12 protein-coding genes and 1 tRNA gene are annotated in these 18,531 nt (G+C 70.7%); 7 read left to right on the top strand and 6 right to left on the bottom strand.

Features of this window, described 5'->3' with window-relative positions; genetic code table 11:
• Nucleotides 1–661 (bottom strand): sulfate ABC transporter substrate-binding protein (locus V7067_RS04015; RefSeq protein ID WP_334174590.1); only part of this gene is annotated, 661 nt, incomplete at its 3' end.
• A 400-nt stretch (nucleotides 662–1,061) separates the two neighbouring features.
• Here V7067_RS04015 and dxs point away from each other — a divergent pair.
• Complete coding sequence (gene dxs, locus V7067_RS04010) at nucleotides 1,062–2,987, top strand: 1-deoxy-D-xylulose-5-phosphate synthase (RefSeq protein ID WP_334174589.1); 1,926 nt, start codon at nucleotides 1,062–1,064, stop codon at nucleotides 2,985–2,987.
• Nucleotides 2,988–3,020: 33 nt separating this feature from the next.
• Here the strand turns inward: dxs and V7067_RS04005 are convergent, their stop codons facing one another.
• Nucleotides 3,021–4,571 (bottom strand): sulfatase-like hydrolase/transferase, encoded by a 1,551-nt coding sequence (locus tag V7067_RS04005; RefSeq protein WP_334174588.1) that lies wholly within the window; start codon nucleotides 4,569–4,571, stop codon nucleotides 3,021–3,023.
• A 174-nt stretch (nucleotides 4,572–4,745) separates the two neighbouring features.
• Between V7067_RS04005 and V7067_RS04000 the strand changes: the two genes are divergently transcribed.
• On the top strand, nucleotides 4,746–7,304 hold the full coding sequence (locus tag V7067_RS04000; RefSeq protein ID WP_334174587.1) for a ligase-associated DNA damage response DEXH box helicase: 2,559 nt from the start codon (nucleotides 4,746–4,748) through the stop codon (nucleotides 7,302–7,304).
• Between the two features lie 50 nt (nucleotides 7,305–7,354).
• Nucleotides 7,355–8,275 (top strand): ligase-associated DNA damage response endonuclease PdeM, encoded by a 921-nt coding sequence (locus V7067_RS03995; protein ID WP_334174586.1) that lies wholly within the window; start codon nucleotides 7,355–7,357, stop codon nucleotides 8,273–8,275.
• Here V7067_RS03995 and V7067_RS03990 read toward each other — a convergent pair.
• Both V7067_RS03990 and V7067_RS03985 read right to left on the bottom strand, forming a co-directional pair.
• Nucleotides 8,203–9,030 carry a TIGR02186 family protein gene (locus tag V7067_RS03990; protein ID WP_334174585.1) on the bottom strand — a complete coding sequence of 276 codons (828 nt, stop codon included), beginning with the start codon at nucleotides 9,028–9,030 and terminating at the stop codon, nucleotides 8,203–8,205. The two genes, V7067_RS03995 and V7067_RS03990, sit on opposite strands and share 73 nt — an antisense overlap.
• Entirely contained in the window at nucleotides 9,027–9,959 is a 933-nt protein-coding gene (locus tag V7067_RS03985) for a sulfite exporter TauE/SafE family protein (RefSeq protein WP_334174584.1), read from the bottom strand. The genes V7067_RS03990 and V7067_RS03985 overlap by 4 nt, the downstream gene beginning before the upstream one ends.
• Before the next feature lie 310 nt (nucleotides 9,960–10,269).
• Between V7067_RS03985 and V7067_RS03980 the strand changes: the two genes are divergently transcribed.
• Nucleotides 10,270–10,354 (top strand) — tRNA-Leu (locus tag V7067_RS03980).
• Nucleotides 10,355–10,606: 252 nt separating this feature from the next.
• Here the strand turns inward: V7067_RS03980 and V7067_RS03975 are convergent.
• Nucleotides 10,607–11,188, bottom strand: coding sequence for a hypothetical protein (locus V7067_RS03975; protein WP_334174583.1), 582 nt, complete (start codon nucleotides 11,186–11,188; stop codon nucleotides 10,607–10,609).
• Between the two features lie 531 nt (nucleotides 11,189–11,719).
• Between V7067_RS03975 and V7067_RS03970 the strand changes: the two genes are divergently transcribed.
• From V7067_RS03970 to V7067_RS03960, 3 genes are read left to right on the top strand one after another with little or no spacing between them, the layout of a single operon-like run.
• Nucleotides 11,720–12,820 carry an HlyD family secretion protein gene (locus tag V7067_RS03970; RefSeq protein WP_334174582.1) on the top strand — a complete coding sequence of 367 codons (1,101 nt, stop codon included), beginning with the start codon at nucleotides 11,720–11,722 and terminating at the stop codon, nucleotides 12,818–12,820.
• Between the two features lie 22 nt (nucleotides 12,821–12,842).
• Nucleotides 12,843–14,420 carry an MFS transporter gene (locus V7067_RS03965; protein ID WP_334174581.1) on the top strand — a complete coding sequence of 526 codons (1,578 nt, stop codon included), beginning with the start codon at nucleotides 12,843–12,845 and terminating at the stop codon, nucleotides 14,418–14,420.
• Nucleotides 14,421–14,452: 32 nt separating this feature from the next.
• Entirely contained in the window at nucleotides 14,453–14,983 is a 531-nt protein-coding gene (locus V7067_RS03960) for an AraC family transcriptional regulator (RefSeq protein ID WP_334174580.1), read from the top strand.
• Here V7067_RS03960 and V7067_RS03955 read toward each other — a convergent pair.
• Nucleotides 14,961–18,509, bottom strand: coding sequence for an ATP-binding protein (locus V7067_RS03955; RefSeq protein WP_334174579.1), 3,549 nt, complete (start codon nucleotides 18,507–18,509; stop codon nucleotides 14,961–14,963). The two genes, V7067_RS03960 and V7067_RS03955, sit on opposite strands and share 23 nt — an antisense overlap.
• Between the last annotated feature and the right edge of the window lie 22 nt (nucleotides 18,510–18,531).

Below are 18,531 nucleotides of genomic sequence, written 5' to 3'. Positions count from 1 at the left end.
CCTCGAAGGTGATCAGCACGTCGCCGGTCTCGCGCTCCACGAAGGTGGTGGTGGCGGCCCGGCCGCCGGTGTCGAACACCGGCACGTTGGCGAACAGCTTCTTCAGGAAGGCCTTCACCTTGTCTTCGTCGCCGCCGAAGGCTTCGCGCGCGAACGCTTCTGCCGCCAGCACGGTGTAGCGGGCATTGCCGGATGTCTTCGGGTTGGGGAAGATGACCTGCACGTCGTCGCGCACCAGATCATCCCAGTTGCGGATGTTCTTGGGGTTGCCGGCCCGCACGAGGAAGGCGGGCAGCGAATAATAGGGCGAGGCATTGTCCGGCAGGCGCTTCTGCCAGTCCTTGTCGACGAGACCGCCCTTCACCAGCACGTCGATGTCGGTCACCTGATTGAAGGTCACCACATCGGCCTCAAGCCCTTCCAGAATGGCCCTCGCCTGCTTGGAGGAACCACCGTGGGACTGGCGCACTTCGATGGTGCGGCCGGTCTCGGCGGCATATTTCGGCTGCCAGGCCTTATCGATGGCGGCATAAAGCTCGCGCGAGATATCGTAGGAAACGTTGAGGATGCTCGTCGGCTCGTCCGCGCGGGCGGCGCTCCACGGGCCGGCAACAAGGCCGAGGCCCGCGGCCAGCAGGCCGGCCAGAAGGGTCTTCTTCATGCGTGCTTTCCCCGTGTTGGCACCGCGCCGCCGCCGGTCTGCCCGCCCGTGCCGGACGCAAGACTCAGGAAAGCGGCACTCAAGGAAGCGGCATCCGCGCCGGCCGGACCGGAAAGCCCGGCTCGCGGCGCCGTCATGGGGCATGACTATGCCAGCGGGCCGCAGCCGGCATAACGGATGGCCGATCAGCCGAATGGATGAAATTTAAAATTTTTGTCCTTCATACAGGGATATGAAGGAATTTCGTTCTTGTAATGATGCCAAACTGGCGTGCTCATGCAATTTCATGGCGTGCGGCGCCGCAGGCCGCCCGGCCTGCATGCCACCGTGGCGCCTTTGCGCCCTTGCGGCGGCCATGGCGGTGGCCCTATGACGGGGGCTAAAATTTCGGAGAACGAGTGTGACCGTTCCAACTGAGACACCGCTGCTTGACCGCGTTGTGACGCCGCAGGACGTGCGCCGGCTGCCGGAAGCGGCCCTCAGGCAGCTGGCCGACGAGGTGCGCCGGGAGACGATTTCGGCGGTTGCCGTCACCGGCGGTCATCTCGGCGCCAGCCTCGGCGTGGTGGAACTCACCGTGGCGCTGCACCATGTGTTCGACACCCCGCGCGACAAGCTGATCTGGGATGTCGGCCATCAGGCCTATCCGCACAAGATCCTCACCGGCCGGCGCGACCGCATCCGCACGCTGCGCCAGCCGGGCGGGCTTTCCGGGTTCACCCGGCGCTCGGAATCGGAATACGACCCCTTCGGCGCCGCCCATTCCTCCACCTCCATTTCCGCCGGCCTCGGCCTTGCCGTGGCGCGCGACCTGAAGGGGGAGACGAACAACGTCATCGCCGTCATCGGCGACGGCTCCATTTCGGCCGGCATGGCCTATGAGGCGATGAACAATGCCGGCGCGCTCGGCTCGCGCCTGATCGTCATCCTCAACGACAACGACATGTCGATCGCCCCGCCGGTCGGCGCCATGAGCGGCTATCTGGCCCGTCTCGTTTCCGGGCGCACCTATCTGGGCCTGCGCGAGGTGATGAAGGGTCTCGTGCGCGCCCTGCCGCCGTTCGTGGAGCGCGGCGCGGCGCGGGCAGAGGAATTTGCCCGCGGCCTTGCCATGGGCGGCACGCTGTTTGAGGAGCTCGGCTTCTATTATGTCGGCCCCATCGACGGGCACGATCTCGACCAGCTCGTTCCGGTGCTGAAGAACGTGCGCGATGCCGATGCCGGCGGCCCGGTGCTGATCCACGTCATGACGCAGAAGGGCAAGGGCTATGCCCCGGCCGAGCGGGCGGCGGACAAGTACCACGGCGTCAACCGCTTCAACGTGGTGACGGGCGAGCAGGCCCGCCCGCAGGCCAACGCGCCCTCCTACACCAAGGTGTTCGCCACCAGCCTCATCGCCGAGGCCCGCAACGACGAACGCATCGTGGCCGTCACCGCGGCCATGCCCTCCGGCACCGGGCTCGATCTGTTCGGGCAGGTCTTTCCCGCCCGCACCTTCGACGTGGGCATTGCCGAGCAGCATGCGGTCACCTTTTCCGCCGGCCTCGCCGCCGACGGGCTGAAGCCGTTCTGTGCCATCTATTCGACCTTCCTGCAGCGCGGTTACGACCAGATCGTGCACGACGTGGCGCTTCAGGGGCTGCCGGTGCGCTTTCCCATCGACCGCGCCGGTCTGGTGGGCGCCGACGGGGCGACCCATGCCGGGGCCTTCGACACTGCCTTTCTCAGCTGCCTGCCGGGCATGGTGGTGATGGCGGCGGGCGACGAGGCGGACCTGCGCCACATGGTGGCGACCGCGGCGGCCTATGACGACGGGCCGATCGCGTTCCGCTACCCGCGCGGCGAGGGGCTGGGCGTGGAGCTGCCGGATTTCGGCGTGCCGCTGGAAATCGGCCGCGGCCGCATCCTGCGCGAGGGCACGCGCGTGGCGCTGCTGTCGTTCGGCACCCGCCTCGGCGAATGCCTGAAGGCGGCCGACGAGCTTGAGGCCCGCGGGCTTTCCACCACGGTGGCCGATGCCCGCTTCGCCAAGCCGCTCGACACCGCCCTCGTGGAACGCCTCGTGCGCAGCCATGCCGTGGTGGTGACGGTGGAGGAAGGCTCGGTCGGCGGCTTCGGCAGCCAGGTGCTGCACCATCTGGCAACGCACGGCCTGCTCGACGGCGGCCATGCCCGCATCCGCACGCTCACGCTGCCCGACCGCTATCAGGAGCAGAACAAGCCCGATGTGATGTATGCCGAGGCCGGCCTCGATGCCCGCGGCATCATCGCCACCGTGGCGCAGGCGCTGGGGCAGGATGCCGCCGGAAAAATCCTGACGGCCTGAACCGCCGCCCTGCGCGGCCGGCGACGGCGGGCCTCAGGCCCGCGCGTCCACCACGCCGGCCGCCGTCATCTCAAGGCCGGTCAGGCACCGGTCGAGGTGGCGCGCGCGCCAGGCCAGCATCTTTTCCGCCATCTCCAGCCGCACCGCGCGGAAGGCGGGATCGCCGGCCACGTCCGCCGTTTCCGCCGGATCGGCCTCCAGATCGAACAGCAGCGGCTTCAGGCCGGCGAAGGCGACATATTTGAACCGCCGGCCGCGCAGCACCGCAAGCGACGCCTCATCCAGCCCCACACCGGTCAGGCGGTGCGAGCGGCCGCCCGCGACATCGCGGAAATCGAACTCGAAGTGCGCCTCTTCCCGCCAGCCGGGCACCGCTGCGGCCCCGTCGAGGAACGGCAGCAGCGACTGCCCGTCGAGGTGGCCCGGCGCGCGCAGGCCGGCAAGGGCGGCAAGCGTCGGCATCACGTCCACGGCTTCGGTAAAGGCCTCCACGCCGGTGCCGTGCGCCTCCGGGCGGCGCGGATCGGCAACGATCAGCGGGATGTGATAGGAGCCGTCGAAATAGCCGTATTTGCCGAGCGACCAGTGGTCGCCCATCATCTCGCCGTGGTCGGCGGAGAACATGATGACCGTGTTGCCGGCCATGCCCGCCGCCTCAAGGCCGGCGAGAACCCGGCCGATCTGGCGGTCGACCTCCGAGATCATGCCCCAGTAGAGCGCGCGGATGGTGCGGAAGGCCGCATCGCTCCACGACGACACCAGCCCCGCACCGGCACCGGGCAGGAAGTGGCCGCGCGTGGCGGTCTGCAGCACCATGGCGACGAGCGGATGCACCGCGGCATCCTGCTCCGCCGTGGCGGCGCGGGCGAAGGCGGGGCCGGCGGCTGCGTCGTAGAGCGTGTTGAAGGGGGCCGGCACCACGAACGGCGGATGCGGGCGGATGAAGGAGAGGTGCGCGCACCACGGCTTGTGGTCCGCCGGCCGGTCGCTGAAACGCTGCTCCTCCAGCCAGTCGAGAAAGAGATCCGTCAGGAAAGCCGTCTCGGTATCGTCGGCCCCGTAAACCGGCGCCGCGCGGCCGGGCTCCGGCCCGCCGCCGCCGGCCGGCAGCCAGATGTCGGCCCCGCGCGCCGGCACCGCCACGCCACGCCGCTGCAGCCACGCCAGCCACGGCGCGGCATCTTCCGGCAGCCGCATGCGCACGGTGAAGCCGGGCAGAATGCCCTCGTAGGTCCGCAGCCGCGGGTCGTCGCCCTCCGCGGTGCGGGGATCGACGGTCTGGTCGGTATAGCCGAACAGGGTCGGGTCGTAGCCGCCGCGGCGCAGCATCTTCGCCAGCGTATCGTGGCGGGCATCGAGCGGCGTGCCGTTGCGCACCACCCGGTTCGTCATCTGATAGAGACCGGTGTAAAGGCAGGCCCGCGCCGGGCTGCACGGCACCGCGCCGGCATAATGGCGGGCAAAGCGCACGCCGCGGCGGGCGAGGCCGTCAAGCGCCGGGGTCTGCACCACGGCATGGCCGGCCGCGCCGAGGCTGTCGCCGCGCCACTGGTCGGCGGTGATGAGAAGCAGATTGGGACGCATGCTCGGCGCACTCGCGGCAGGGGAACGGCGGGCCGCGATCCTGCGCTGCGCCGCACACTCTGGCAAGGCAACTGGCGAGGCAGCTGGCGAGGCAGCGCACCGGGCGGCGGGCGGGGTTTCGCGGGGCTGCGATCCGGTCTTCTTTTGTTCCGCAGGCATGCTAGAAAGGCGGGCGTGAGCAACCCGCACGAAACCGACCGCGGCCTGCTGCCGCCCCGCTTTGCAGACTGGTTCGCCGGCCGTGGCTGGACGGTGCGGCCGCACCAGCGCGCGCTGATCGCGCTGGCCGCCGGGCGCCGGTCGGCCCTGCTCGTCGCCCCCACCGGCGCCGGCAAGACGCTGGCCGGCTTCCTGCCCAGCCTGCTGTCGCTCGCCGCCCGCGCCGGGGCGCCGGAGGCCGCCCCCAACCGCCCCGGCCCGCTGCCGGGTCTCGGTCCCGCGCCGCGGCCGCGGCCGCGCGGCCTTCACACGCTCTACATTTCGCCCCTCAAGGCACTGGCCGTCGATATCGCCCGCAATCTGGAACAGCCGGTTGCGGAAATGGGCCTCGACATCCGCATCGAAACCCGCACCGGCGACACGCCCGCCCACAAGCGCCAGCGCCAGAAGCTGGCGCCGCCCGACATTCTGCTGACGACGCCCGAACAGCTCGCCCTGATGATCGCCGCCCGCGAGGCCGCGGACCTGTTCGCCGGTCTGGAAGCGATCGTGCTCGACGAACTGCACGCCCTCGTCACCTCCAAGCGCGGCGATCTTCTGGCGCTGGGGCTGCAGCGCCTGCACCGGCTGGCGCCGGGCGTGCGCGTGACCGGCCTTTCCGCCACGGTGGCCGAGCCCGCCGCCCTTGCCCGCTGGCTGGTGCCGCAGCCGGCGGAAGGTCCGGCGGCTGAAGCCGCCATCGTAACGGCCAGAGGCGGCACCGCGCCGGAAATCACCCTGCTTTCCGGTCAGGAGCGGGTGCCGTGGGCCGGCCATTCGGCGCGCTATGCGCTGCCCGACATCTATCGCCTCATCGCGGCGCACCGCACCACGCTGGTGTTCGTCAACACCCGCTCGCAGGCCGAGGCGGTGTTCCACGCGCTGTGGACCCTCAACGACGACAACCTGCCCATCGCCCTCCACCACGGCTCGCTGGACCGCGAGCAGCGCCGCCGGGTGGAAGCCGCCATGGCGGCAAGCCGGCTGCGGGCGGTGGTGTGCACCTCTACGCTCGATCTCGGCATCGACTGGGGCGATGTCGATCTCGTCATCCATGTCGGCGCGCCCAAGGGGGCGAGCCGGCTGGCCCAGCGCATCGGCCGCGCCAACCACCGCCTCGACGAACCCTCCCGCGCCGTGCTGGTGCCGGCCAACTGCTTCGAGGTGCTGGAATGTCAGGCCGCGCTCGATGCCAACTATGTCGGGGCGCAGGATAACGCCCCCCTCGGCCCCGGAGCGCTCGATGTGCTGGCCCAGCATGTGCTCGGCATGGCCGTGGCCGGGCCGTTCGAGGCCGGCGATCTCTTCGGCGAGGTGACGGGCGCCCTGCCCTATCGCGACCTTTCGCGCGAAACCTTCGACAGGGTGCTGGCCTTCGTGGCCACCGGCGGCTATGCGCTGCGCGCCTATGAGCAGTTTGCCCGCATCCGCCGCGGCATCGACGGGCGCTGGCGGGTGGCCCATCCGCGGGTGGCGCAGCAATATCGCCTCAACGTCGGCACCATCATCGAGGCGCCGCTGATGAAGGTGCGCCTTGCCGGGCGGCGGCGGGCCGGCCCGGTCGGCTATGGCGGGCGGGTGCTGGGCGAGATCGAGGAGTTCTTCATCGAGCATCTGGTGCCCGGCGACACCTTCCTGTTTGCCGGCGAAACACTGCGGCTGGAAGGCGTGCGCGATCAGGAAGCGCTCGTCAGCCGCGCGGCCGGCGAGCGGCCGAAGGTGCCGGCCTATGCCGGCGGGCGCTTCCCGCTTTCCACCTATCTTGCCGGCGAGGTGCGGGCGATCCTTGCCAGCCCGGCGCGCATCGCCCGGCTGCCGGCGCAGGTGCGCGACTGGCTGGCCGCGCAGGCGGAACGCTCGCTGCTGCCGCAGGCCGGCGATCTGCTCGTCGAGACCTTTCCGGAAGGCAGCCGCTTCTACCTCGTCGCCTATCCCTTCGAGGGCCGCATTGCCCACCAGACCCTCGGCATGCTGCTGACGCGGCGGCTGGAGCGGGCCGGCGCGCAGCCGCTGGGCTTCGTCGCCTCCGATTATGCCCTCGCCCTGTGGTGCATGGCCGATCCCGCCGCCATGATCGCCGAAGGCCGCCTGAGCCTCGCAAGCCTTCTCGACGAAGACATGCTGGGCGACGATCTGGAGGCCTGGCTCGACGAAAGCTATCTGCTGAAGCGCTCGTTCCGCGGCTGCGCGCTCATCGCCGGCCTCATCGACCGCCGCCACCCGGGGCAGGAAAAGAGCGGGCGGCAGGTGACGATTTCCACCGATCTCATCTACGATGTGCTGCGCAGCCACGAGCCCGGCCACATCCTGCTCGCCGCCACCCGTGCCGATGCGGCCGCCGGGCTGCTGGATGTGCGCCGCCTCGGGCAGATGCTGGCGCGGGTGAAGAACCATCTGGTGCACCGCCCGCTCGACCGCGTCTCGCCGCTGGCGCTGCCGGTGCTGCTGGATATCGGCCGCGTGCCGGTGGCCGGCATGGCCGAGGATGCCCTGCTGGCGGAGACGGAAGCCCTGATCGCGGAGGCCATGACGTGAACGGGGGACGGGACATGAACGCGGGCCGGGATGTGAGAACGGGTCGGGACGTGCGCGCAGACGGTGACATAAGCGCCGATGGCGACGGACGCACGGCGGCAGTTGCGGCAACCGGCGGCGTCATCCGCCTCGGGGCGGCCGAGTGCTTCGCCACGCTTTCCGGCGCGCTGTGGTGGCCGGCGCAGAACACGCTGGTGGTGGCCGACCTGCATCTTGAAAAGGGCTCGTCGCTGGCCCGCAGCCGCCAGTTCCTGCCGCCCTACGACACCGCCGAAACGCTCGGCCGCCTCGGCCGGATCATCGCCGCGCTTCACCCGGCCCGCGTCGTGGCGCTGGGTGACAGTTTCCACGACGGCGGCGGCCCCGCGCGCCTCGATGCGGCAGCCCGCGCGCATCTTGCCGCGCTCATGGCCGGCCGCGAGTGGCTGTGGATTACCGGCAACCACGACCCGGACCTGCCGGCATCCTTCCGTCACGCCGATGCCGGCGGCACAGCCACTGACGAGACAGCAGCTGACCGCACCGGGAGCGGCGGCGCCGCGATCCGCAATCCGGAGATCCGTGACGCCGGGATCGGCGGCACGGTGGCGGCGGAAGCGGAAATCGGCGGCATCGTGCTGCGCCACGAGCCCTCGCCGGTGGCCGGCGGGCCGTGCGAAATCGCCGGCCACCTGCACCCCGTCGCCCGCGTGCCCGCCCGCGACCGGGTCATCCGGCGGCGCTGCTTCGCCGCCGGCCGCCGGCGGCTTGTGCTGCCCGCCTTCGGGGCCCTCGCCGGCGGGCTCGACGTGCGCGACCCCGCCTTCGCCGCCGTGCTGCCGCAGGCCGATTTCACCGCCCACATCCTCGGCCGCGAGCGCATCTACAGCCTGCCCGCAACCGCGCTGTGCCAGCCGCCTCAGTCGCGGCGGAACACGACCCCGCCCAGCCAGCCCGTGAGGAGCGCCAGCGCCACCACCAGTGCGCCATAAAGCAGCGGCGCGCCGACCGCCATGGTGTGCACCCGGGCCTCGAAGCCCACCTTGTCCACGGTCAGTTCCGCAAGGTCGGAGGCCACCAGCCGCTTTTCGGCGAAGACATAGGTCTCCACCGTGTAGCGCCCGTTGGGCACCTTGCTCGGCAGCGGCACGGTGGCGCGGAAGAAGGTCGGCGTCAGCATGGTGACCGAGCCGGTCTGTTCGCGAAACAGCCCCTGCGCCGTGCGCTGGCGCAGAATGGCATCGCGGAACGCGTTGCCCTCCTCGATGGGCACGCGGCCGAAGCTCGCATGCGACAGCCCGATACCATAGGCCGACAGCGCCGAGGGGCCGGCGATATCGTCGATCGGCCGGTTGGAATCGAGGGCGTAAAACGCCGGCACGGCGGGAAATTCCTCCGAAGCGCCGTTGATCCACAGCCCGAAAATGCGCTCCTTGCGCCGGCTCGCCACCGGTTGCGGCGGACCGCGCACCACGACGGCGATGTCGTAGCCGTCCGGCGGCATCGGCTCGTTCCACGCCCGCTCCACGACGCCGAACACGACGATGTCGACCCCGGAAAAATTGGAGCCGATATCGATGCGCGGGCTGGAGACGGAGGCGACCACCGTTTCCGCACGCGCGCCCCCGCCGCCCGCCGCCGCAGCAGCAGCAGCCGCAACGGCCCCGGCCAGCGCCAGCCGCCGCAGGGCCCGCAGAGCGCGCGCCGCCGGCCGCCGCCGGGCGGTGTTTCCGCCGGGCACGCTCATGGCCGCCCTCCCCACTCCATCACCGCCAGCGAATAGAGATCGTGGGGCTGGAAGATGAGCTGCGCCCCGAAGCGCACGCCGACGCCCAGCACCAGCAGGCCGAGGAGCGCGCGCAGGTGCTCGCCCTTCAGACGCAGGCCGATCTGCGCGCCGAACTGCGCCCCGATCACACCGCCGACCATCATGATGAACGCCAGCAGGCCATCGACGGAAACCGAAGTCACCGAATGCAGCATGGTGGAAACCACCATGGTGCCCAGCGTCTGGATAAGCGACGTGCCGACCACGATGGAGGTCGGCACGCGGACGATGTAGATGAGCGCCGGCACCAGAATAAAGCCGCCGCCGACGCCGAGCAGCGCGCCGATGAAGCCGATGCCGGCGCCGATGACCACGATCGGGATGACGCTGACATAGAGCCGCGCCGCGCGGAACCGCATCTTCAGCGGCAGGCGCTGCACCCAGTTGTGGCTTGCCGGCCGGCGCACCGGCCGCTTCCGGCCATCGCGCGCCTTCAGGATGGCGCGCACCGATTCCACCACCATCAGCCCGCCGACGATGCCGAGCAGCACCATGTAGGAAACGGCAATGACGACCTCCAGCTGCCCGAGGCCGGCGAGCACCGAGAACGCCCATGTGCCCAGCACGGCCCCCAGCGTGCCGGAGACGAGCAGCAGCCCGGAAAGGCGGAAATCGATCAGCCGGCGGCGCCAGTAGCTGAGCGCGCCCGAGGCGGCGGACGCCGCCATCTGCGGCGTCACGGTGGCCACCGCGACACTCGCCGGAATGCCGGTGAAGATCAGCAGCGGCGTCAGCAGAAAGCCGCCGCCGATACCGAACAGCCCGGACACGAAGCCGACCGCCGCTCCCATGCCGAGGATGAGGAACAGATTGACCGGCATTTCGGCAATCGGAAGATAGATATCCACGCTCGTTCACGCTCGCTCGTGGCGCCGCTCCGCGACGGGAGCACATGGGCGATATGGGCCGCAGCCGCGCCTCGCTGTCAACCGCGCAGGCCGGGCGCGGGAATGACATTCTCCGCCCGCCACTCTGCCGCCCGCCCGCCGTGCCGCCACGCGCCGCCATGAGAACAGCCTGCGCACGCTGTGTAAAACCGGTGACGCGGCGAACAGTTGTCCCCAGCCCCGGCCAAAGAAAATCGTCCGCCCGCCACAGCCCCCTTGATCGTCCGGGGCCGATTTGTTACACGCTCCCTCGCCGACGAAAAAACGGCACGCGGTCGTGGCGGAATTGGTAGACGCGCAGCGTTGAGGTCGCTGTGGGGCAACCCGTGGAAGTTCGAGTCTTCTCGACCGCACCAAAATGTCTCTGGAAGCCGGTGGCTTGCAAGACGCCCGGATACTTCGGAACCGGTCACCTGCCGGGCTGAAACGGGCGGATTATCAGGACATCAAAAAGGGCAGCCCCTCGCAGGGCTGCCCTTTTGATTTTGGACCGGCCTTCGGCTTCTGTCCCGGCGATGTTCCGCAGGCCCGGCGGCCTTGTGCGGAAGGAAGCCCGCCGGTCACCGGCCGGGCCCGCCGGCCCGGCCTGTCGCCCTTCAGGGCCGCGCTCACTTCGCCGCCGGGCACCAGCTTTCAGGATTCTTCGCAAGCTTCAGCGTCTTGGCGAGAAAGGCGCTCGCATCGTTGACGAGGTCGAAGCTGGCGCCGGACCAGTACTGATTGGGGCATTTGTTGGTGTCGCAATCGCCGCCGAGCGTCACCCACGCACTCTCGGTGCGCTTCACATCGCAGGTGCAGACGGCTTTGGTGGGGTCCGCAGGATCGACGGTGCAGACCTTGTTGAGGCACAGCGTCCACGGCGTGCCGCCGGGGCAGGTCAGGATCTTCTTGCCCTGAGAATATTGGGCGAACGAATAGGTCGAATAGACCGTCTGCACGCCGTTCGCATCGGTGCGCGGGGCCAGTTCCTCGCAGCGCTTCGTTCCGAGACTCGCGCCTTCCTCGACCGCACAGGAACAGACGGCCTTCGTCGGATCTCCGGGCATCGGCACACAGGGGGCCGAGGTGCACAGGGCGTAGGTCTGGTGACAGACGATCATGTCATCGGACCCGGACCGTGCGCCGGCAAAGCCTGCGGACACCCCCAGAAATATGGCGGCAAGCGTGAGGAGTTGGCTGGCTCTGGACATGACATGCCTCGCTCTTGTCAGGCTGTCCCGCTGTCCGGCAGCGGATCAGCAGTTCCGTTTCCGTTCAGAAGCGCCGCGGGCATCGCCCGGGGCCGGACACCGACGATCGCCGCCGGCCCGGCCGGACGGCAGATGCAGGGCAGGCAGAGGCCGGTGCGCGCGCCCGGACACCGGCCCCCGCCGCGCAACGGACCGAACGGAAAGACGGTTCAACCTTCGGTGCGCGCGGTGCGGACTGACAATTACACATCGCAGCCGGGGGGCGATTATCATTTCGCGTCAAAGCCCTGCGCCATGCCGGAGCCCCGTTGCGGCCGTGTCTTTGCGCCCTGAAACCGGCGGCCGCAGAGCCTGCGGCGCGGGCGGGACCGGCGCCTTGCGCGGCGGGGCCGCACGCCGCGACAGCAGACCCCGATACCACACCCTGACATTACACCTTTGTATAGCGGCGCCAGCCCAGTGGCGGATACCGGCCGGCCGGCGTGCGTCTTAGGCTTGCCGGCATCCTTCCTCTGGAACCGGACGGACCGCATGCCTCCGACAGCAGAACGGCCCCCGACAGCAGAACCGCCGCCGCCGGCGGCCGCCGGCCTGCGCCGGTTTGCCATTCCGCTCGTCGCCATTGTCACGGCGGGCGGCCTGCTCGCCTTCACGAATGCGCGCTGGGACCTGTGGACCAGCGATCGCGCCTGGCAGCGCACCGACGATGCCTATGTTCGCGCCGATGTCTCGACGCTCAGCGCCCGCATCAGCGGCAATGTGCTGAAGGTGCTGGTCGGCGACTATCAGCCGGTCAGGGCCGGCGAGCCGCTGATTGAAATCGACCCGGCCGATGACCGCGCCGCGCAGCAGGCCGCACAGGCCGCCGTCGACGCCGCGCAGGCGACGCTCGCCAACCTGAAGAACCAGCAGGACCTGCAGGGCGCACTGATTGCGCAGGCCCGCGCCCGGCTCGCGTCCGCACAGGCCATCGCGCTGGAAATGCAACAGGAATTCGACCGGCAGGAAACCCTGCTGAAAGGCGGCATCGTCGGCACGCTGCAAAAGGAGCAGCAGGCCACCGCCAACCTTGCCAAAGCCCGGGCCGACGTGCTGGAGGCCACCGCCGCCCTTGCCGCCCGGCAGGGTGAGCTTGCGGTGCTGAACGGGCAGCAGGGCACGCTCGCCGCCAACCTTGCGGCGGCAAAGGCCGATCTGGCGGCGGCCACGCTGCGGCTCGGCTACACCACCGTCACCGCCCCGTTCGACGGCGTCGCCAGCACGCGGCTGGTGCAGGCAGGCGATTATGTCACCCCCGGCACCGGCCTCATCGCCGTGGTGCCGGTGCCCGATGTCTATGTGGTGGCCAATTTCAAGGAAACGCAGCTGACCCGCGCCGCTCCGGGCCAGCCGGTGGAAATGACCGTGGATACCTTCCCCGGTGCCGTGCTGCGCGGCCATGTGGAGCGCATTTCGCCGGCCGCCGGCTCGGTTTTCGCGTTGCTGCCGCCGGACAATGCCACCGGCAATTTCACCAAGGTCGTGCAGCGCATCCCCGTGCGCATCGCCATCGATCCCGGCCAGCCGCTGACGGCACGGCTGCGCGCCGGCATGTCGGTGGACGTGCGCCTCCACGTCAGCCCGGCCGGCTGAGCCGCATCAGGGAGACCGGCCCGTGAGCGTTGCAACACAGAATGGGTCCGCCGCGCCGGTGCGGGTCTGCCCGCGTCCGGCGCTGGTCGGCGCGGCGGTGCTGCTCGGCTCCTTTCTGGTCGGGTTCGACACGCGGCTGCTCGCCATCAGCCTGCCCGACCTGCGCGGCGCCTTCGGCCTCAGTTACGATCAGGGCGCCTGGCTTTCCACGGTCGCCACCGCACCGCAGATCCTCATCGCGCCGGCGGTGGCGTGGCTGGCGGCCACCTTCGGGGTGCGGCGCGTGCTGTTCGGCCCCAGCCTCGTCTATGCGGCGGTCTCGTTCGCCATTCCGCAGGTGGCCGACTGGCGCCTGCTTCTGGTGCTGCACGGCCTGCGCGGGCTGCTGCTCGGGGTGTTCATTCCCGCCACCATCATGATCGTCTTCCGCAACCTGCCCCTGCGATGGTGGGTGCCGGCCTTCGCCATCTATGCCTTTCGCCTCGCTTTTTCGCAGAGTGCCGGCATTGCCATCGTCGGGTTCTACGAAACCCGTCTCGGCTGGCAGTGGGTCTACTGGCAGGACATCGTGCTGGCGCCGGCCATCGGGGTTCTGGTCTCGCTCGGCGCGCCGCGCGAGACCACCGACCGCGGCCTTCTGGAGCGGGCCGACTGGGGCGGCATGGCCCTGCTCGGCACCGGCTCCGCCGCCATCTATGTCGCCCTCGATCAGGGCGACCGGCTGGACTGGGCGCAGTCGGGCCTGGTCATCACCCTGCTTGCAGCCGGCGCGGCGCTGCTGGCCGGCTTTTTCCTCAACGAGGCACGGGTGCGCCATCCGTGGGCGAGCCACCGCGTCGTCGCCACCCGCAACATCCTGCTCGCCTTCGTGCTGATCCTGTGTTTCGACGTCGCCTCCGTCTCCGGCAGCTTTCTCGTGCCGGGCTTTCTGGCGGCAGTGGCGCAGTTGCGACCGGAGCAGATCGGCGGCCCGGTCTTCGCCGGTGCGGCGCTGCCGCTGGTCGTTCTGATGCCGCTCGCCGTAGTGGCGGTGCGGCGCTTCGATGCCCGGCTGTCGATGCTGGCGGGCTTCGCCGCCTTCGCCGTTGCCGGGCGGATGGGCGCGCAGGTGACCCATGAATGGACGGCGGCCGATTTTCTGCCGGTCATGCTGGTGCAGTCGGTCGGGCAGGCGTTCACCTTTCTGGCGGCCGTCATCTACATCCTCGCCAACTCCGATCCGAAGATGGCAACCGCAACGGCCGCCTATGTGCAGGTGCTGCGGCTTGGCGGCGCCGAGACGACGCTGAGCCTGATGACGACCTTCCTGCGCCACCGCGAGCAGCTGCACTCCTACCTGATCGGCCTGCACGTTTCCGCGGCCAGCCCGGCCGCGGGTGCCGCCATCGGCGCGCTGTCGGCGCGGTTTGCCGGCGCCGATCCCTCGTCCGCGCTGGCCGGTGCGCGCGGTGTGGCCGGCCTTGCCGCGCTGGTCGCCCGCGAGGCGCGGGTGATGGCTTATTCCGACGCCTTTCTGGCGAGCTTCTGGGGCGCGCTCGCGGGCCTCGTCATCCTCGCCCTCATGGGCCCGGCCCCGGCCGGTCCCCTCGCCCCACGCTGACACCCCTGTGACCGGTCCGGGAGCCTGAAGCCATGTTTGCGACACCCGAAATCCGCCTGCCCGCCGCCGCCGGAAAGCGGCCGCCGCCCCTGTTGCCGCCATCGCTGCTGCCACCATCGCTGCTGCAGCCGTCCGGGTCTGCGGGGCAGGCCGCCGGCGATGACCGGCAGAAGCCGCCGCAGCCGGGCCGCCGCCCGCCGCCGGCGCTGCCGAAATGGCGGCTGCGGCGGGTCGTTGCCCACATCGGCCGCAATATGGCGGGCTCCGTGACGCTGGTTTCCATGGCCGCGGCGGCAGGCCTGAGCCGCATGCATTTTGCCGCCCAGTTCCGCATTGCCACCGGCCTGCGGCCGCACGATTTCCTGCTGCGCTGCCGCATCGGCCACGCGCAGCACATGATGCTGGAAACCGGCGCGCCGCTGGCACAGATCGCGCTCGATTGCGGTTTCCGCACGCAGGCCCACTTCTCCACCGTGTTCCGCCGCCTGACCGGCGACCCCCCGGCGCGCTGGCGCCGCGTCTGCCGGGCCGGCGGCACCCTCAGCCCGCGCAGCCGAGACTGAAGAAGAAGCGGCTGCCTGCGCCGGGGGCCGCGGCGGCCTCCAGCGTGCCGCCGTGGGCCGCCAGAATGGACCGGCAGATGGCAAGCCCCATGCCCATGCCGGTCTGCTTGGTGGTGAAGAACGGTTCGAAGATGCGCTTCAGCACCTCCGGTTCCATGCCGCTGCCGGTGTCGGCAATGCTCACCTCCACCGTGCGCTCGGCGCGCCGGGTTTCCACGGTCAGCCGGCGATCGGCCGGCGCCGTCGCGGCCATGGCCTCGATGCCGTTGGTCACGAGGTTGAAGAGCACCTGCTGCAACTGGATGGGATCGGCCAGCACCACGTTGCGCGCGGGGCTGAGCCGGGTGACGATCGCCACCTGCTGGGTGTCGATCTCGGTGGAGGCCAGCCGCAGCACCTCGCCCACCACATCCTCGATGACGAGCGGGGCGAAGGCCGCCGGCGTCTGCCGGGCGAGCGAGCGCAGCGAACGCACGATGCCCGCCGCCCGCAGCGCGCCGGCGTGGATGCCGGACAGCGCCGCCATCGCCTCGCCGGTTTCCGGCTGCGGCCGGTCCAGCCAGCGCCGCGCGGCTTCGGCGCCGGAGACGATGCCGGCGAGCGGCTGGTTGATCTCGTGGGCAATGGAGGCGGCAAGGCCGCCCATGACGGTGAGCTGCGAGGTGCGGGCCAGTTCGGCGCGCGCCTGCCGCAGCGCCAGCTCGGCGCGCGAGCGGCCGGCGTTCTCATCCTCAAGGCTCTTGTAGAGCCGGGCGGCATCGAGCGAGATGGCGGCCTGCGGGGCCAGCACCTCCAGCATCGCCGTGCGGTCGGGCGTGAACACACCGGCCGCCAGATTGTTCTCCAGATAAAGAACGCCGACGAGCGCGCCCCGCTTGATGAGCGGCTGGCAGATGAGCGAGCGGACATGACGGTCTGCCGGGCCGTTGATGCGCAACTGCGGCGCCTCGGCATAGGCATCGGCATGGACCAGCGCCTTGCCGGTGCGGATCACGGTGTTGAGCGCCGACAGCGGCAGAGCCCGCGCAAGAGGCGGGGCGGTGGCGATCTGCACCATCACCTCGTTCTGCCACACCCGCGCCGTCGCCTCGATCAGCGGCTCATCGCCATGCATCACCAGCAGCAGGCCGTATTGCGCCCCGGCATGCACGATCATGTCCGTCATCAGCCTGTCGATGACACGGGGCAGCACGATCTCTTCCGAAAGCGCCTGCGCGGCGCGCGTCACCACCGCCAGATCGAGCCCGGCCTGATCGTTCTGCGCCGTCTGCTCACCGGTCGCGGCACTTTCCAGCAGCAGCGGAAAGCGCGCCTGCAGATCGCGCACCTTGCCGTCCGCGCCCCACCGGCGATAACCCGCCCGGGCCGCCGCAAGGTGGGCCTGCGCGGCGGTGCGCAGGCCGGCAGCCAGACAGCGCAGCCCGGCCTGCTCGTGGGCCAGCGCCTGTTCGTGCACCAGCCCGGCCTGCCCGGCGGCCTGCGCCGCCGCCTCGAAGCGCCGCAGCGCCGTCAGATCGTCGCCGGCAAGGTGCGCCTGCGCGCCCTCCACCAGAAGGCGCTTGCTGAGGAAGGTTTCCGGGTTGAGGTCCGCCCAGCGCGCGAACTGCGCCTGCCGGGCCGCAAGCAGGGCGGCAACCGCCGCCGTGTCCGGCGCCCCCTGCGCGCAGCGCGCCGCGGCCAGCGCGTGGAACAGCGCGCAGCACGCCGTGTCGATGTGCGCGGGCGCCGACCAGCTCAGCCGGTCCGCCTCCGCAAGCCGCTCCAGCGCGCGGTCGTGCGCGCCGAACATCAGCGCCGCGATGCCTTCGTAGTAACGCACGAAGAACAGCGTCGGGATGGAAACGATTTCCGCCCGCGGCACCGTGGCCGCCGGATCGGTCTCGCCGCTCAGCAGCGCCTCCACCAGCCGAAGCTGCGCAGACAGGATGTGCTCGATATCGCGGTAACCGATCTCGCGGGTTGCCGACAGCCCGGCGGCGATCTCCGCCCGGGTCGCCGACAGATCCGCACCGAGGACGAGGAGATCGGAGGCGATGTGGTTGCGGGCATAGCACACCATGCCGAGGTCTCCGGCGGCCGAGCCGGTGCGCGCGGCCTCCCGCGCATGCTCAAGGCCGGTGCGCAGCGGCTGCGTCCACGGGCTGACCTGATCGAGGGCGACGAGCGTTGCCGTGCGCTGGCCTTCGTAGCCGTCGCGGCGGGCCAGTGCGAGGGCGGCGGTGGCCCACGCGAAGCCGGCCTCGTGGGCCCCGTAATAATGCGCCGAGAGCACGCCGAACCAGGCCAGCCCGTAGGCCGATTCCGGCGTGGTGCCATGGTCGAGCGTGAGTTCGACGATGCGCGCGGTGTGGAGAAAACGCAGGCCGCCTTCCACGAACTGCGACGAGATCAGGGTCGAAAGCAGCGCCAGCGCCTGCCGCAGAGCGGGATCGCGCATCTCCGGCAGGCGGCCGATGCCATCCGGCATAAGGGCCGCCAGCTTCTCGCGGCAGCGCAGATAGGCCGCCTCGCACGCGGCCGGCGCGGGATTGCGCGGCAGCGCCTGACCGATCAGTTCCAGCCCGGCGAGGGCAGCCGCGATGGCGGCCTCATAATCCGACCGCACCGTGTGGACGATGGCCTGCAGGCGCAGCACACCGGCCCGGCTGACGGCATCTGGCGCGCGCGCCAGCAGCGCGGCGAGCGCCGGCATCGCCTTATCGATGGCCGCCAGCGCCACGAGGCACTCGCAGTCGAGCCGCTCCAGATCGAAGGCCAGACCGGGGTGGCCGGTCTGCCAGCCGGCAGGCGCCAGACGGCGGGCCAGCGCCAGATAGCCGGCGGCCTGCTGCACCGCTCCGGTGCCGCGCGCCCGCCGCGCCGCCGCCAGCAGAACCCGCATGAACGCCAGCCGCCGGGGCGCCGCCACATCGCTGCAGTCGGCGCGCTCGATCTGGGCGGCAATGCCGAACACCATGGCCTCGGGCACCTCGCCGGCGGCCGGCATCATCAGCCCGGCAAGGCGTGCGTGTTCGCGGCCGCGCCGGTCCGGCGGGGTCAGCGCATAGGCGGCCTCCAGCACGCGGTCGTGGGCGATGTGATAGTCGTCGTCGCGGCGCACCACCAGCCCGGCGGCCATGAGCGCGCCGGCAACCGGCCCGGGCGCGGCGTCCGCGTCCCCGGCGATGCGCACGAACAGCGCAGCCGGGCACCGCCCGCCGGCACACGCCAGCACGCGCAGAAACTCCTGCTGCGGCGCCGGCAGGGCCGAAAGCCGCGTCTGCATGAACTCCGCCACCGTGTGCTGCCGGCTGAGCTGCGCGCCGTCCCATGTCCAGCGCTGGCTCTGCGGGCTGAACACGACCACCCGGCCATCCACCAGCGCGCGCAGGAACTGCCCGGCATAGAAGGCATTGCCGCCGGTTCTGGCATGAATGGTGGCGGCCAGCGGCGCCACGTCGGCGGGCGGGCTGCTGAGGGCGGCGGCGACCATCTCCGTCGTTTCCGCCTCGCTCAGCGGCGGCACGGCGATCTCGCTCACCGCCATCCCGCTCATCCCCATCCCGCTC

Source organism: Pseudoxanthobacter sp. (assembly GCF_036822375.1).
In the GTDB taxonomy this organism is placed as follows: Bacteria; Pseudomonadota; Alphaproteobacteria; order Rhizobiales; family Segnochrobactraceae; genus Pseudoxanthobacter.
The sequence above is the reverse complement of the archived record's forward strand: the minus strand, read 5'-3'. Positions and strand labels throughout refer to the sequence as shown.

Coding starts and splice junctions, on each gene's coding strand:
- V7067_RS03970 (WP_334174582.1), top strand. CDS start 11,720: ATGCCTCCGACAGCAGAACGGCCCCCGACAGCAGAACCGCCGCCGCCG.
- V7067_RS03990 (WP_334174585.1), bottom strand. CDS start 9,030: ATGAGCGTGCCCGGCGGAAACACCGCCCGGCGGCGGCCGGCGGCGCGC.
- V7067_RS04005 (WP_334174588.1), bottom strand. CDS start 4,571: ATGCGTCCCAATCTGCTTCTCATCACCGCCGACCAGTGGCGCGGCGAC.
- V7067_RS03975 (WP_334174583.1), bottom strand. CDS start 11,188: ATGTCCAGAGCCAGCCAACTCCTCACGCTTGCCGCCATATTTCTGGGG.
- V7067_RS03960 (WP_334174580.1), top strand. CDS start 14,453: ATGTTTGCGACACCCGAAATCCGCCTGCCCGCCGCCGCCGGAAAGCGG.
- V7067_RS03955 (WP_334174579.1), bottom strand. CDS start 18,509: ATGGCGGTGAGCGAGATCGCCGTGCCGCCGCTGAGCGAGGCGGAAACG.